The organism is Curtobacterium sp. YR515, from assembly GCF_900113095.1.
GTDB lineage: Bacteria > Actinomycetota > Actinomycetes > Actinomycetales > Microbacteriaceae > Curtobacterium.
Genome location: NZ_FOOD01000002.1, coordinates 661,997 through 676,490, shown reverse-complemented (window position 1 = coordinate 676,490; position 14,494 = coordinate 661,997). Strand labels below are relative to the sequence as shown.

Here is a 14,494-nt window from a genome sequence, read left to right as displayed (position 1 = left end):
GTCAGACCTGGTCGCGGTCGGTGTAGTGCCCGACCTCGCCGTCCGGGGTGGGCTCGGCCTCGCCGGGGATGTCCGACTCGACGTACTCGCCCTCGCCGTCGCCGCCCTCGGGACGGGTCTCGCCGGGGATGTCGCTCGAGACGAACTCGCCCGCGGGCTCGTTCGACGCGACGGGGGGCTCGCCCGGGATCTCGCTGTCCGTGAAGGACCCGGCACGGGGCTCGACGCCGTCCGACCGGCCCTCGTCGCCGCGTGCCTGTTCGTGCTTGCCTGCCATGTCGACCTCCGTTGCTCGTGCGCTGGCGCGTGCCCTGGAGTGTCCTCGGGGTGGCTGGGCGCCACCCGAGTCGTGTACCCCGGGGCGGTGGTTGCGTTGGCTCATGCAACGTCGCGCTGGTTCCCCACTGCTCGTGGCCGTCGGCATCGTCGCCGTCGGTCTGCTCGCCGGCTGCTCGTCGGGCGGCACCACGACCCCGTCGGCCACGACGACGGAGACCGTCACGGCGACACCGACCTCGGTACCGACGCCCACGTCCGCGTCGTCCGGCTCGGCGTCGTCGCCGAGCGCGTCGGGCGGATCGTCCGGTGGTTCCTCGGGTGGTTCCTCGGGTGCAGGGTCCTCGGGCGCTGGGTCCTCGGCGTGCGCGACGTCCTCGCTCGCCGGGAGCATCGAGGCCGGCAGCGGTGGCGCTGCCGGCAGCACGTACGTCCACCTCGTCCTGCGGAACACCGGGTCGTCGACGTGCACGCTGCAGGGCTGGCCGGGGGTGTCCTTCGTCGGCGACACGAACGGCACGCAGATCGGCAACGCGGCGACGCTCGACCGTGCGGCGCCCCACCCGACCGTCACGCTGGCCTCCGGGCAGGAGGCCGTGGCACCGCTCAAGGTCACGAACTCGGAGAACTACCCGGAGTCGACGTGCGACCCCACCTCGCCAGACGGCTTCCGGGTGTACCCGCCCGGGTCGAAGGCGTCCCTGTTCGTCCCGTACACCGCGTTCGCCGCGTGCCGGTCGGAGGACGTGACGGAACTCGACGTGCAGGCCTTCGTCCCCGCGGGGCAGGCCGCCGACTGACGTCTGCCACGATGGGACCGTGGTGGTGATCGCGGAGGAACGACCGGGCGGGGACGAACTCCTGGCGCTGTACCGCGACGTCGGGTGGACGGCGTACACGCGGGACCCCGAGAACCTCGTCGCCGCGGTCCTCGGGTCCCACCTCGTGCTGACCGCCCGGGACACGACGGGCTCGCTCGTCGGGCTGATCCGGACCGTGTCCGACGGCGTGACGATCGTGTACGTGCAGGACGTCCTCGTCGCACCCGAGCACCACCGGGCCGGCATCGGCGGGGCCCTGCTCGACGGTGTCCTCGATCGGTACGCACACGTGCGCCAGACCGTGCTGACGACCGATGCCGAACCGGGGCAGCGGGCGTTCTACGAGTCGCGGGGCTTCGTCGAGGTGCACGACGTCGTGCCGACTCCGCTCCGCTCGTTCGTCCTGCTCCGCTGACCGGAGTCGCTCACGGGGAACACCATCGTGCCCTCGTCGAAGGAGATCAGGTACTCGGTCACGAGCGTGAGGGTACGCTCAGCGTGCCGCGGGCTCGTGCACCGTCTCGAGCACCTCGGTACCCATCGTCCGCAGGGCGTCGATGACCGCCAGCCGCCGCTGCAGCGAATCGTCGTCGAACGTCACCGTGACGGCGTAGCTCACCGACGACCCGGGCCCGCGCAGGATCCCGGCCTCGGCCCGCACGCCCGTGCTCGACCCGGTCGCCGAGACGACCTGCAACCCGTGGTCCAGTGCCCGGTGCGCGAGCGGGTCCAGCCCGAACGACCCCGCGACGAGGCTGAGGTCGGACGCGAGGGACAGCCATCCGAGCACCCGGTTCGACACCGCCTCGTCGACGACCTCGCCGAGTGCCAGGCCCCGCATGAGCCAGGCGAGCTCGCCCGTCGGCGCGACCGAGGCGTCCGGAGCGTCGTCCGGCCCGCGACGGTCCCGCACCCGGTCGATGAGGGCGGTCCGTTCGATCCCGAGCGACTCGGCGCGCTCGCGGACGGCGTCGATGCCGACGGTCGAGAGCAGCGCGTTCATCGCCCAGGCGTCCGCACCGGCACCGACGAGGGTCGCCAGGTCGGACACCTGCATGGTCGGCTCCTGCAGGAACTGCCAGAGCCCGGCACCGGTCGCGGTGTCGCGCGCCATGCGCTGGAGCCGGTCGCCGTGCAGCCCGCCGTCCTCGAGCCGCGCCGCGACCTCGACGAGGAGCAGCACGCGGCCGAGGCTCGCCACCGGTTGGACGAGCGTGTCGTCCACGGCCAGCAGGGCCTTGCCCGTCGAGGTGTCGATCACCGAGGCGCTGACGGACGCGCCGTCCCGGGCGATGGCGCCGAGCGCCTGCAGCGTCGCGGCGAACCGGTCGTCGGCACCACCGCGGTGCCGCCCGCGAGCACGCCCGTCAGCCCCGCCGGCATGCTGCCGTCGCCGCGACCGGCGAGCCGCTCCCGGCTCCGACGACGGAGCCGCGTCCGGCTCGGCCATCACCAGATCGAGACGCGCTCGGCCGGGTCGAGGTACATCGCGTCCCGCTCGGTCACGCCGAAGGTGTCGTAGTAGACGTCGATGTTGCGGACCACCTGGTTGCAGCGGAACTCGGTCGGCGAGTGCGGGTCGATGCTCAGCAGACGGGCGGCTTCCTCCGGACGGATCGCCATCCGCCAGGCCTGCGCCCAGCTGAGGAAGAAGCGCTCGGCACCGGTGAGGCCGTCGACCACCGGCGGCTCCTGCCCGTCGAGGGACAGCAGGTACGCCTTCCACGCGATCGACAGCCCGCCGAGGTCGCCGATGTTCTCGCCGATCGTCAGGGCGCCGTTGACGTGGCCGTCCGGGACCTCGGTCGGGACGAGCGCGTCGTACTGCGCGATGAGCGCCTTGGTGCGCTCCTCGAACGCGGTGCGGTCCGCCTCGGTCCACCAGTTCTCGAGCCGGCCGTCGCCGTCGTACTGGGAGCCCTGGTCGTCGAAGCCGTGCCCGATCTCGTGCCCGATGACGGCACCGATCGCGCCGTAGTTCGCGGCGGCGTCACGCCCGGCCTCGAAGAACGGGAACTGCAGGATCGCCGCCGGGAACACGATCTCGTTGAACCCGGGGTTGTAGTACGCGTTGATCGTCTGCGGGGTCATGAACCACTCGTCGCGGTCGATCGGCTTGCCGATCTTGCCGAGCTCGCGGTCGACCTGGAAGCTCGCGACGGCACGGACGTTGCCGATGAGGTCGTCGGCGGACACCGGCAGCGCGGAGTAGTCCCGCCACTTGACCGGGTACCCGATCTTCGGCGTGAACTTGTCGAGCTTGTCGAGGGCCCGAGCACGCGTCTCGTCGGTCATCCAGTCGAGGGCGGTGATGCTCTGCCGGTAGGCCTCGACCAGGTTCGCGACGAGGTCGTCCATCGTCGCCTTCGAGGTCTCGTCGAAGTGCTCCTGCACGTAGATGCGGCCGACCGCCTCGCCCATGGCCCCCTCGACCAGCGAGACCCCGCGCTTCCAGCGCTCGCGCTGCTTGGGCGCACCGGTGAGCGCGGTGCCGTAGAACGAGAAGTTCGTCGCCGAGAAGGCGCTCGTCAGGTAGGCCGCGGAGGCGCGGATCACCTGCCAGCGCAGCCAGTCCTTCCAGACGTCCAACGGCTGGTCGCGGAGCAGCTCCGCCAGACCGGTCACGAACGACGGTTCGCGGACGACGACGGTCTCGAAGGCGCCGGCCGGCGCGTCGATCGCTTCCCACCAGAGGCGGAGGTCGATGCCGTCGGCGAGCGCCGCGACCTCGGCCCACGGCAGCTTGTTGTAGGTCTTCTGGCTGTCGCGGGTGGTGACGTTGTCCCAGTGCTTCGACGCCAGTGCGGTCTCGAGGGCGATGACGTGCTCGGTGCGGTCGCCGCCGTCCTCGAAGCCGGCGAGCGGGAACATCGCGGCGACGAACTCGCGGTACTTCGTGCGGATGTCGGCGAAGCGGTCCTCGCGGTAGTACGACTCGTCGGGCAGCCCGAGGCCGGACTGTTCGAGGAAGACCACGTAGGACTCCGGGTCGCCCGGGTCGTTGTCGACGAAGAGCTGCAGGAAGCTCGGCAGGCCGAGGCGCTCGAAGCGTCCGACCATGCGGATGACGTCGTCGACCGAGTCCACGGCGGCGATCTCGGCGAGCAGGGGCTCGATCGGCGCGGTGCCCAGGGCCTCGAGCCGGTCCTCGTCGGTGAAGGAGGTGAAGAGGTCGCCGACCTTGCGGTCCTCGGTGCCGGGCGCGGCCTGCTGGGAGCGCTCGATGATGTCCCGCACGGCGATCTCGGCGGCCTCGGCCAACACCGTGAACGAGCCGTACCGTGCCTTGTCGTCGGGGATCGGCGTCGATGCGATCCACGAGCCGTTCACGTGGCGGTACAGGTCGTCCTGCGGGCGGACCGTGGCGTCCAGCTCGTCGGTGTGGATCCCGGAGGTGCTTGCGACGTCGGTCATGCGGTCAACGATAGCCACCGTCGCCCTGATCGAGCGGTGTCAGCCACGGTGGGCACCCCGGCGCCCGAGTGCCCGCGCTCCCGCGAGCCCGCCGAGCCCCGCTGCGAGGAGCACCCCGGCGACGCCGAGCGAGACCGAGGGGTCGTCGCCCGTGTAGGCGAGCCGCCCGGTGGGCACGGCGGTGATCCGGCCCGCGGTGACCTGCGGTGCGGCCCGGTGGTTGCCGGTGGAGACGCCGGGACCCGCGCCGGGACCGTCACCGTGCTCGGGTGCGGGGCGGACCGGGAGCCTCGGCAGCACGAGTCGGAGAGCACCCTGCTCGACCCCCTGCACCCGCTGCCGGGCGACCACGACGTCCCCGGGCAGCGTCGCGCGCGGGACGACGAGTTCCCAGCCGCGACCGATCGCGGCGGTGATCGGTCGGCCGTCGGCTCCGTCCACCGGCGTCCCGCTCGCGGTCTCGAGCGCCACCACGCCGCCGGGCTCGCCGGTGCCGGAGAGTCGCACGGAGCCGTCGGCGAGCTCCTCGACCGAGCCGGTGATCGCGATCGGCACGGTGACCAGGGCGTCCGTCGTCCCGATCGGTGTCCCGTCGTCGAACGTCGTGACCGTGATCCGGTGGAACCTGACGGTCTCGGGGAAGGGCAGCTCCGCGCGCCAGGTGGTGTCGGTCGAGGTGGTGGCGACGAGGGGTTCGCCGTCGGCACCGAGGACCGGCCCGGACGCGTCCGCGAACCGGAGCGTCGTGCCGACCGGCGCCCGTCCGGCGAGGGTGGTGCGCCGGGTCTCGCGGGAGGCCGAGGCGGTGCCGACCTCGGCCGCTCCGGAGAGCTCGTACGAGTCCCGGCCGATGCCGTTGACCGTGCCGTCGAACACGCGCTCCACCACGATGTCGTGTCGGCCGGGGGCGCGGTCGCGCAGGACCGCGCGCCAGGGCGCACCGGCTTCGGCGACGACGTCCGCGACGGGTTCGCCGTCGTCGGTGACGACGTAGCGTGCCGGACGGCTCACCCCGCTGCCCTCGAGCGTGATGGTGCGGGTGAACGGATCGATCGTCGGGACCCACGTCGGCGGGAGCAGCCCGAGCACCTCGACGGGCAGGTCGACCGTCTCGCCGGTCACCTGCGACGTCACGTGCACCACGCGGGGTCCGGGGCCGACCCGGAGTCCGGCGCTCCACACGCCGTCGCGGACCTCGGTCCAGACGGTGTCGGCGCCGTCGACCGCGATCGCGACGCTGCCGCCCGTGGGTCCGGTCCCGGCCAGCTCGACGCGTCCGGTGGCGTGCTCGATCGAGCGGACCTGCGCGGTGAAGTCCGCCGCGGGGGCCGTCCGCGCGTGGGCCGGCGCGGCGACGGCGCCGCTCAGGCCGACGACGGGCGAGAACGCCACGGCGAGCGCGGCGCACCAGGCGGCGATCCGCCGGAGTGGGGTGGATCGGACGGACTTCGACATGGGCAGCGCTCCTCGTGTGGTACGTCACACACCATATACGAGTCGACGGACATCCCCGGCGGGATCGTCACGAGCGGTGGACTGCCGCTAGCGTCGACCCCATGGGACTTCCGTGGAAGCTGCACGGGGACGGCGCGACCGTCTCCGCGACGACGATCGTCGCGCCGGACGAGCGCCTCACCTGGGGCCGGACGATCGGCCTCGGCGTGCAGCACGTCGTGGCGATGTTCGGCGCGACCTTCCTCGTGCCGCTGCTCACCGGCTTCCCGCCGGCGACGACGCTGCTCTTCAGCGGCATCGGCACGATCCTGTTCCTGCTCATCACCGGCAACCGGCTGCCGAGCTACCTCGGGTCGTCCTTCGCGTTCATCGCCCCGATCGCCGCCGCGACGAAGATCGGCGGCATCCCGCTGGCGCTGTCGGGGATCATCGTCGTCGGGGTGCTCCTCGCGGCCGTCGGCGCCGTGGTGCACCTGGCCGGCGCCGGGTGGATCGACCGCCTCATGCCGCCGGTGGTCTCCGGCGCGATCGTGGCCCTCATCGGCTTCAACCTCGCCCCGGCCGCCCGCGACAACTTCACGAAGGCCCCGGTCGTCGCGGTGATCACCCTCGCCGCGATCATCCTCGTGACCGTGCTCCTCAAGGGCCTCATCGGACGCCTGTCGATCGTCATCGGCGTGGTCGTCGGCTACGTGGCGGCACTGATCGCCGGCGAGGTCTCGTTCGACGCCGTCGGCAAGGCCGCCTGGATCGGTCTGCCCGAGTTCACCGCGCCCGCGTTCGACCCGTCGCAGCTCGCGATCTACCTGGCGTTCGTGCCGGTCGTCCTCGCGCTCATCGCCGAGAACGTCGGCCACGTGAAGGGCGTCGGACAGCTCACCGGTCGTGACCTCACCCCGCTCACCGGGCGAGCACTCTTCGCCGACGGCATCTCCACCGTCCTCGCGGGCGTCGGCGGCGGCTCGGCGACGACCACCTACGGCGAGAACATCGGCGTGATGGCCGCCACCCGGGTCTTCTCGACCGCGGCGTACTGGGTGGCCGCGATCGTGGCCGTCCTGCTCGGCCTCTCCCCCAAGGTGGGCGCCGTCATCTCGTCCGTCCCGCCGGGGGTCCTCGGCGGAGCGACCACCGCGCTCTACGGGCTCATCGGCGTCATCGGCATCCGGATCTGGGTGGAGAACCGCGTCGACTTCGCGAAGCCGAAGAACCAGCTGACCGCGGGCATCGCGCTCATCATCGGCATCGCCGACTTCACGTTCTCGTTCGGTCAGGCGAGCTTCGGCGGGATCATCCTCGGCACGGTCGCGGCGATCGTGGTCTACCACGTGATGGACCTCGTGGGCCGTGCCCGCGGGACCGACGAGGCGACGCCCGAGGTGCCGGACGCGGCCCACGCCGCCACCGGCGGGGTCCCCGCCGAACCGCGCGCCGACTGACGCGAGCACCCGCCTGACGGGAGGCGCGGGTCGGCGCCGACCCGCGCCTCCCGTCCGACCCGTCACCGGTCCGGGCGTGCGCGCACCACGCGTGGTCCGCTTCGCCGCCAGAATGGGTCGGTGCCCGGACCGACCCGACCCGCAGTGACCACCGAGCGGCGCGCGGTCGACCGCGACATCGTCCGCCTCGCGGTGCCGGCGCTCGGTGCGCTCGTCGTCGAGCCGCTGTTCCTGCTGACCGACACCGCGCTCGTCGGGCACCTCGGTGCGACGCCCCTCGCTGCCGTCGGCCTCGCCGGCGCCGTTCTGCAGACCGTCACGGGGCTGCTCGTCTTCCTCGCGTACTCGACGACCCCGGCCGTGGCCCGCGCGCTCGGCGGCGGGGACCGACGCGGGGCCGTGCACGCCGGCATCGACGGGATGTGGCTCGCGCTCGTGCTGGGCGTGGTCCTCGCGCTCGTGGGATGGCCGCTCGCCGGACCGCTGGTCGACCTGTTCGGTGCGTCGGCCGACGTGTCGGCGGCGGCGACCGCCTACCTGACGGTGTCGCTCGTCGGGCTGCCCGGGATCCTGGTCGTCACCGCCTCGACCGGGCTGCTCCGAGGGCTGCAGGACACGAGGACGCCGCTCGTCGTCGCCACCGTCGGGTTCGTCGCGAACGGGCTGCTCAACGCCGTCCTCATCTACGGCGCAGGCTGGGGCGTCGAGGGGTCGGCCGCCGGCACCGTCATCGTGCAGTGGGCGATGGCGATCGTCTACGTCCGGATCGCGGTCCGTGCGGCGCGTGCGTCGGGGGCTCCACTGCGCCCGGGCGCCTCGGGCGTCGCGCGGGCGCTCCGGTCCGGTGCCTGGCTGTTCCTGCGGACGGCCTCGCTGCGTGTGGCGATGCTCGCGACGGTCGGCGCCGCCGCGGGGCTCGGGACGACCGGGCTCGCGACCACCCAGGTCGGGTTGACCGTGTTCTCCACCCTGGCGTTCGCGCTCGACGCCCTGGCGATCGCCGGGCAGGCGCTCGTCGGACACGGGCTCGGGGCGCGGGACCCGGCGCGGGTGCGGCTGGTGACGCGGCGGCTCGTCCTGCTCGGGATCGCCGGCGGTGTGCTGCTCGGGGTGCTGACCCTCGCCGTGAGCGGGGTGCTCGGGCCGGTCTTCTCCGACTCGTCCGCCGTGCGTGGCGCGCTGCCCGTCGTCCTCGTGCTCATCGCCGTGGGGATGCCGGTCGCGGGGTACGTCTTCGTGCTCGACGGGGTGCTGATCGGCGCCGGGGACGCGCGGTACCTGGCGATCGCGGGTGGGGTGAACCTCGTCGTGTACCTGCCCCTGCTCTGGTGGGCGGGTGGGACCCTCGCGGGGCTGTGGGCCGCGTTCGCGCTCGGGTACATCGGGGTGCGGGCGGTGACGCTCGGGGTGCGGGCGCACCGGCGTGGATGGGTCGAACAGGCGTTGGCGCGGTGAGCGTGCGTCCGGCTGCCGCTCCGGCCGCGGCCTCGTCCGTCGCGTCGTCGGCCGTGCTCGCCACCGTCGGCATCGGGGTGCAGGGCGTCGCGAAGCTGCTCGTGACCGTCGTCGTCGGCCGGGTGTTCGGCACCGAGACCCTCGGGCAGACCACCGCGCTCCTGTCGCTCTCCGTCTTCGTCGCGCTGCTCTGGCCGAACGCCGCCGGCAACACGGCATCGCGGTACCTGGCGATCGCGCTGCGCGGACGGCACTCCGACGCCGCGGTCAACCGGCTGCTCGGGTTGTCCATGCTCGTCTCGACCCTGGTGCTCGCCGCCGTCACCGTGCCGATCGCCCTCGCGTGGGGCAACGGCCCGGGCACGGTGCTCGGCGGCGTCGCGGTCGTCGTCGGGTACGGGCTGTACTGCTACGCCCGCGGAGCGCAGCTCGGCTACGGCCGTGCTCCGAAGGTCGCGCTGTGGGACGGCGTGACGAGCGTGCTCGCGCTCGGGCTGCTCGTGCTCGCCTGCGTCGCCCGGCTCGAGCCGTTCGTGCTGCTGCCGCTCGCGATCGGGTACACCGTCTTCGCCGTCGCCTGCTGGCCGCGGGGGAACGGGTTCGGGACCGCTGCTCGCGAACCCGTCGGCGGGGTGCTCGGGTTCGCGGGGTGGAACGTGCTCGCGGTGGTGACCTCGAACGGGTTGCTCCAGCTGACGATGATCTCGGCGCAGGTCACCGTCTCCGCCCACGACGCCGGCGTCTACGCGGCCGCGTTCACCCTGGCGACCCCGGCCTCCATGCTCGGGCAGGCGCTGGGGCAGGTGCTCGTGCCGGCGTTCGCCCACCGGACGGACGGAGGGTCGCTCCGGTCCCGCGGGGCCGTCCTGTTGGTGGTCGGCTTCGCTGCCGGCACCGCCGTGGTGTTCGGCCTCGTGGCGCTGCTCGCCGGGTGGTTCCTGCCGATCGTCTACCCGGCCGAGGGCGCTGCGGCCGTGGCCGACCTGCGGTACCTGATGGTCGGGGTGTGGGTGTTCACCGTCGGGCTCGTGCCGGCGGCGCTGTTGCTCGCGGCGGGGCGGTCGCGGCAGGTGGCGCTGGCGTCGGTGGCCGGGTTCGTCGTCGGGGCGGTGCTCATGGCGGTGCTCGGGCCGGTCGCGGGGGTGGCCGGTGGGACGACGGGGTTCCTCGTGGGGAGCGCGGTGAACCTCGTGGCGGTGGTGGGGCTCGGGGTGCGTCGCGATGTCGGCAGGGTGTCTCGACCGGCGTCCCGCGGCTGACGAAACCCGTCGCACGCGGCCCGCTCGTTCACCGCTACGGTTCCTCCGTGGCTGCATTCTCCACCGCCGACGTCCTCGGCAACCGGCTCGACTTCGAGATCGCCCGCGACGGCTTCGTCCGCAGGCTGCGCGCCGGCCCCGTCCTGCGCGATGCCGAGTCGTGGCTTCGACACGAGGGGTACCGGGTCATCCGGATGGACACAGGGAGCTGGCTCGACGACCGGGACGTGCACACTGCCTTCGCGGCAGCGCTCTCGTTCCCGTACCACTTCGGCATGAACCTGGACGCGCTGGACGACTGCATGTCCGACGTGGCGGAGGCGGCCTCCGGGTGGGAGGCGTCCGAGTCCGGCGTCGTGCTGATCCTCACCGGCTTCGACAGATTCGCCGGACGACTCCCTCGAACCGCCGCACACGTGCAGGACATCCTGGCCAAGCAGGGAGGCTACGCAGCGCTCTTCGGGAACCGACTCCTCACGATCCTGTCCTGATCGCCGGTGCGATCCTACGAGCCGGCGGTCTCGATCATCGCGAGCACGTGTGGGGCGCTCCAGCGCAGGAGCGCCTCGGACGGTGGGGCTTCGAGGTCCTCGCCCCAGATAGCGACGGCCGCCCCGGACATCGGACCCGCCAGACGCGCGCCCGAGTTCCCGTCCCAGGCCCGGAGCGACCAGTGCTCGCGGAGATCGGCGACGGTGTACTCGCTGTCGGCCGCATCGAGGTCCGTCGGCACCTCGTACAGGTAGTACGAGTCGTAGTTCAGCAGGTCGATCCCGGCCGCGTACAGGTCGTTCGCACCCGCCCGTCGCTCGCGGCGCTCGCGGCGTTCCGTCGCGTCCTCGGTGTCGCCGTCGAAGCTCCAGTAGGTGACGTGGATGCGCGGATCCAGTCGCCCGATCGCAGCCCGGTCGATCCCGTCGTTCCACGCCCACACTGCACGGTTGCCGACGGCGGACGCCATCGTGTTCAACCACTGGACGCGTTCGTCGGCGGTGACGTCGTCGCCCCACTCGTCGCCGCCGATGTGGACGGTGCGGCTCGACGGGAAGGTCCGCGTGACCTCCTGCAGGAGTCGTGCGGCCAACGCGGAGCTGCCGGGCGCCGACGTGTCGAGTTCGCTCTCGCCCGAACGGATCCGGTCCACCCACTGCTTGCCGTGTCCGGCCTCGAGGAGGTCGAACGCCGCAGCCATGTGACCGGGGGTGTCGATCTCGGGAACGATCGCGATGCCTCGTTGCGCGGCGTACCGGGAGATCTCCCGTGCCTGCGCCGCGCTGAGGAACGGCCGACCGGTGATCCGACTCGTGTAGACGCCGTCCCGGAGATCGGCGTTCGCGAGGGTCTGGCCGAGGACCTCGCTCTCGATGCCGACGTTCTGGTCGTCGGTGAGGTGGAGGTGCAGGAAGCGACCACCGTGATCAGCGAGGAGCGCGATGTACTGCTCGATCAGCGCCACCGGGTAGTAGGCACGAGCCACATCGAGCATCACGCCGGTGTCGGGACGTGCCCGCGTCACGCGGGCAGTGGTGACGCTCGTGGCCGAGGTGCCGCACTTCGACAGGGAGAACGCTCCCGTGCACGCGAGGACCGCGTACTTCCCGGCCGGCGCACGAGGAGGCGCGGTGTGCGTCGCGTGGATCGTCGCGCTCGCACCGGCAGCGAGTGACTGCACCGAGACGTGTCCGAGCGTGTACCGCTTGCTCCCGGCCGTCAGGGAGAGCCACGCGTCGGCCGCCGGCTTGCGCGCCACCGAGGTGTTCTTGACCGTCAGCGTCGTGCGCACCGTGGTGCGTGTCGACGTGGTGGTGCTGCTCGCGGTGACCTTGGTGACCACCAGCCGCGGAGCTCCGGACGCATCAGCAGTACCCGCCGATCCGCCGATCGCGTCCGCTCCGATCACGACCGCCGCCGACATCGCGATCACCAGGCCGACGGCGATGCTGCGCTTCACGCGCGACCCCGAGGCTGCCGTCGTCCTCGCATCCGGATCGCGTCTCCCGAGCCCCACAGCACCCCACCCTCGAACCGCTCCGGCGCGGACGGTCCGAGCAGGATCGCACGATCGTACTGGACGCCGTCCCCTGCGACGAGGCTGGCCCGGCACGACGGGTCGCACCCTAGGGTGATCGGGTGTCTTCCCCCGCCGAGGCCCCCGGTCCCACGACCACGACTGAGACCGAGGCGACGGGCACACGCCGGACCCTGCTCGCCGTCCTCCCGATGACGACGGCGTGGGCGGGAGCGGCGGCCGTCGTGGTCGTGCCGACCGCGAGCGTGGTGGTGGGCGCCGTCGTCGAGCGCTCCCCCGCCGCGTTGCCGTTCATCCTCATCATGACGCCGGCGATGATCGGCGGGGCGGCGGCGGTGTTCGTGTTCGGACTCGCCGCGGGCGCACTCGCGGGTCTGCCCGACCGGTGGCTGGGTCGACGCCGTCCGAGCGTCACCGGCGACGTGGCCGCCGTGATGATCCTGACGCTGCTCGTGGCGGGGACGTCGGGTCTCGCCCAACTGCTCGTGCCGTACCTGTTCCCGTGGCCCGTGACAGCTCAGGTGATCGGTGTGGCAGCCGTGACGGCCGTGTCGACGCTGCTCGTCGTCGCTGCCCACCGCAGACGCGAACGTCGGCGGCACGACCTCCGATCGACTGCTGCAGCGCAGCCGACGACCGAGGCGCGACGCTAGCGCGCTCGTCCCCGCCGGAGTGCGACCAGTCCGGCGATGCCCAAGACGAGGCCCACGACGCCGCACAGCATCCCTCCGAGGTACACCGCCGCGGCACCGAAGTTCACGCCCCCGCCGATCGGACTGAGGATCACCCAGACCGACCCGGCGGCCGTCGCGACGAAGCCGATCCCGAGGACGACGACCCCCGTCGTCACGAGTCTCCGGCCGTCAGTCACGGTCGGCTTCACGGTCGGCTTCGCGAGCTGCACGCTTGGCAGCGCGACGGGCTCGCGCCTCGGCGTCCTGTTGCTCCTGGAGCGGGCTCTTCTGCATCGATCCCCGCGCTGCGAGCACGATCATCACGATGACCAGCACGAGCACGACCGGGACCAGGAAGGTCAAGAACACGCAGCGCCCCCATCGGTCACGAGGCTCTCGGTCGAGCCTCGTGTGCAGCGTAGCCCGCGGGACACCTCAGCGTCGGCTCCCGTCCGCCGACCCGTCCGCCCGCGGCGGCCCCGTCGTGTCCCCGATGCGGAGCTCCGATCGGAACGCCGCCGGCTGCGGCTCGGCCCCCTCGAGCATCGCCAGGGCAGCACGGGCCGCCGCCTGCCCCTTCTGCACGAACGGCTGCACGAGCGTGGTCAGCTGCCGGATGCGCGTGCGGTGGAACAGGCTGTCGTCCACGGTGATGCCGTCGAACCCGACGACGCTGACGTCCTCGGGAACACGGAGTCCGGCGTCGAGGGCGGCCGAGATCACCCCGACGGCGAGGACGTCGCTCTGCGCGATGACCGCGGTCGGCCGGGGCCCGTCGGGGGCGAAGAGCGCGGTGCCGGCGATCCGGCCTTCCTCGACCGAGCTGCCGGCCGCCTCGATCGCGACCGAGTCGGGGTAGACCCCACGGACCCCGCGTAGGCGTTCGAGGGACGTGAAGGCGATGCCATCGGCCTCGCGCTCGGCGTCGATCGGCCCGCGGCGGTGCGCACCGTCGAGCGGCAGCGACACGACGGTGACCGCCTCGTGCCCGAGGTCGCGCAGGAAGGCGGCCGCGCGGCGGGAAGCCTCGCGGTTGTCGAGCTGGATCGGCACCGCACCCTCGATGTCGTCCGCCTCGATCGCGACGACGGGGATCTGCCGGCGCCGGAGCACGGCGACCGCGGGGTCGATCCGCACGTTGCACCCGACGAGGACGACGGCGTCCATCGGGGCGTCGACGAGGGGGACGGCACCCTGTTCGTCGTCGAGGGGGCTCCGGACGAGCAGCAGCGAGGCACCGGCGGCACCGGCCACCTCGGCGATGCCGTCGAGCGTCAGGACGTTCACCGGGTCGCGGAAGGCATCGCTCAGCCGTTCGTCCATGACGACGCCGATGACGCCGGAGCGACCGCGGCGCAGCGAACGGGCACGCGGGTCGGGGCCGCCGTAACCGAGCTCGGCAGCGGCGGCCAGCACGCGGGCCTTGGCGTCCTCGGAGACCGGGCCGCTGCCGCTGAACGCGAGCGAGGCCGTCGAGGGCGCGACCCCCGCAGCGCGGGCCACCGCGGTGAGGGTCGGACGTCGGGGACGGACCGGGACGGGACCGGCCGGGACCGCACCGGCGCGCGGGGCATCGGCGGCGTCCTCGCGGTGGTGCTCCGTCCGCGACGCGCCGGGTCCTGTTGCCGGTTCGTCCATCGCCCGTTAGCGTAGCCGGAAACAGCGGTCGAAT

Annotated in this window: 15 protein-coding genes; 7 read left to right on the top strand and 8 right to left on the bottom strand. The window is 72.7% G+C overall.

Features of this window, described 5'->3' with window-relative positions:
• Position 1 precedes the first annotated feature (1 nt).
• Positions 2-277: a hypothetical protein gene (locus tag BM028_RS08020; RefSeq protein ID WP_071294322.1), complete on the bottom strand. Its 276-nt coding sequence runs from the start codon at positions 275-277 to the stop codon at positions 2-4.
• A gap of 103 nt (positions 278-380) precedes the next feature.
• Here BM028_RS08020 and BM028_RS08015 point away from each other — a divergent pair, with 103 nt between their 5' ends.
• Complete coding sequence (locus tag BM028_RS08015) at positions 381-1,076, top strand: DUF4232 domain-containing protein (protein WP_092385739.1); 696 nt, start codon at positions 381-383, stop codon at positions 1,074-1,076.
• Between the two features lie 19 nt (positions 1,077-1,095).
• Complete coding sequence (locus BM028_RS08010; RefSeq protein ID WP_092385737.1) at positions 1,096-1,512, top strand: GNAT family N-acetyltransferase; 417 nt, start codon at positions 1,096-1,098, stop codon at positions 1,510-1,512.
• A 78-nt stretch (positions 1,513-1,590) separates the two neighbouring features.
• Here the strand turns inward: BM028_RS08010 and BM028_RS08005 are convergent, their stop codons facing one another.
• The 3 genes from BM028_RS08005 to BM028_RS07995 are packed head-to-tail and all read right to left on the bottom strand — an operon-like array spanning position 1,591 to position 5,966.
• A complete protein-coding gene (locus BM028_RS08005) occupies positions 1,591-2,547 on the bottom strand; it encodes a serine hydrolase (RefSeq protein ID WP_071294319.1) in 957 nt (318 codons plus the stop codon).
• The gene (locus BM028_RS08000) at positions 2,547-4,511 is read right to left on the bottom strand and encodes a M13 family metallopeptidase (RefSeq protein ID WP_092385735.1); all 1,965 of its coding nucleotides are present in this window, start codon (positions 4,509-4,511) and stop codon (positions 2,547-2,549) included. Before BM028_RS08000 ends, BM028_RS08005 begins: the two co-directional genes overlap by 1 nt.
• Positions 4,512-4,550: 39 nt before the next feature.
• On the bottom strand, positions 4,551-5,966 hold the full coding sequence (locus BM028_RS07995) for a hypothetical protein (protein ID WP_092385733.1): 1,416 nt from the start codon (positions 5,964-5,966) through the stop codon (positions 4,551-4,553).
• A 101-nt stretch (positions 5,967-6,067) separates the two neighbouring features.
• Between BM028_RS07995 and BM028_RS07990 the strand changes: the two genes are divergently transcribed.
• The 4 genes from BM028_RS07990 to BM028_RS07975 all read left to right on the top strand — a co-directional run bounded on the left by BM028_RS07990 (position 6,068) and on the right by BM028_RS07975 (position 10,610).
• Positions 6,068-7,405 (top strand): uracil-xanthine permease family protein, encoded by a 1,338-nt coding sequence (locus BM028_RS07990; protein WP_092385731.1) that lies wholly within the window; start codon positions 6,068-6,070, stop codon positions 7,403-7,405.
• A gap of 144 nt (positions 7,406-7,549) precedes the next feature.
• Positions 7,550-8,860: an MATE family efflux transporter gene (locus BM028_RS07985; RefSeq protein ID WP_092385729.1), complete on the top strand. Its 1,311-nt coding sequence runs from the start codon at positions 7,550-7,552 to the stop codon at positions 8,858-8,860.
• Positions 8,857-10,119 (top strand): lipopolysaccharide biosynthesis protein, encoded by a 1,263-nt coding sequence (locus BM028_RS07980; protein WP_092385727.1) that lies wholly within the window; start codon positions 8,857-8,859, stop codon positions 10,117-10,119. Before BM028_RS07985 ends, BM028_RS07980 begins: the two co-directional genes overlap by 4 nt.
• 47 nt (positions 10,120-10,166) lie before the next feature.
• Positions 10,167-10,610, top strand: a complete 444-nt coding sequence (locus BM028_RS07975; protein WP_092385725.1) for a barstar family protein — start codon at positions 10,167-10,169, stop codon at positions 10,608-10,610.
• 14 nt (positions 10,611-10,624) lie between these two features.
• Here the strand turns inward: BM028_RS07975 and BM028_RS07970 are convergent, their stop codons facing one another.
• Positions 10,625-12,070, bottom strand: coding sequence for a family 20 glycosylhydrolase (locus BM028_RS07970; RefSeq protein ID WP_092385723.1), 1,446 nt, complete (start codon positions 12,068-12,070; stop codon positions 10,625-10,627).
• 179 nt (positions 12,071-12,249) lie between these two features.
• Here BM028_RS07970 and BM028_RS07965 point away from each other — a divergent pair, with 179 nt between their 5' ends.
• Entirely contained in the window at positions 12,250-12,801 is a 552-nt protein-coding gene (locus BM028_RS07965; RefSeq protein ID WP_092385721.1) for a hypothetical protein, read from the top strand.
• Here the strand turns inward: BM028_RS07965 and BM028_RS07960 are convergent.
• The 3 genes from BM028_RS07960 to BM028_RS07950 form a co-directional block, all read right to left on the bottom strand.
• The gene (locus tag BM028_RS07960) at positions 12,798-13,019 is read right to left on the bottom strand and encodes a hypothetical protein (protein ID WP_139219778.1); all 222 of its coding nucleotides are present in this window, start codon (positions 13,017-13,019) and stop codon (positions 12,798-12,800) included. The genes BM028_RS07965 and BM028_RS07960 overlap by 4 nt on opposite strands.
• Entirely contained in the window at positions 13,012-13,191 is a 180-nt protein-coding gene (locus BM028_RS07955; RefSeq protein WP_071294309.1) for a hypothetical protein, read from the bottom strand. Before BM028_RS07955 ends, BM028_RS07960 begins: the two co-directional genes overlap by 8 nt.
• A gap of 66 nt (positions 13,192-13,257) precedes the next feature.
• Positions 13,258-14,460, bottom strand: a complete 1,203-nt coding sequence (locus tag BM028_RS07950; protein WP_092385717.1) for a LacI family DNA-binding transcriptional regulator — start codon at positions 14,458-14,460, stop codon at positions 13,258-13,260.
• Between the last annotated feature and the right edge of the window lie 34 nt (positions 14,461-14,494).

Bases quoted from the DNA above. Each gene is read 5' to 3' on its own strand.
- BM028_RS08005 (WP_071294319.1), bottom strand. From the start codon at position 2,547: ATGGCCGAGCCGGACGCGGCTCCGTCGTCGGAGCCGGGAGCGGCTCGC.
- BM028_RS07995 (WP_092385733.1), bottom strand. From the start codon at position 5,966: ATGTCGAAGTCCGTCCGATCCACCCCACTCCGGCGGATCGCCGCCTGG.
- BM028_RS08000 (WP_092385735.1), bottom strand. From the start codon at position 4,511: ATGACCGACGTCGCAAGCACCTCCGGGATCCACACCGACGAGCTGGAC.
- BM028_RS08020 (WP_071294322.1), bottom strand. From the start codon at position 277: ATGGCAGGCAAGCACGAACAGGCACGCGGCGACGAGGGCCGGTCGGAC.
- BM028_RS08015 (WP_092385739.1), top strand. From the start codon at position 381: ATGCAACGTCGCGCTGGTTCCCCACTGCTCGTGGCCGTCGGCATCGTC.
- BM028_RS07950 (WP_092385717.1), bottom strand. From the start codon at position 14,460: ATGGACGAACCGGCAACAGGACCCGGCGCGTCGCGGACGGAGCACCAC.
- BM028_RS07990 (WP_092385731.1), top strand. From the start codon at position 6,068: ATGGGACTTCCGTGGAAGCTGCACGGGGACGGCGCGACCGTCTCCGCG.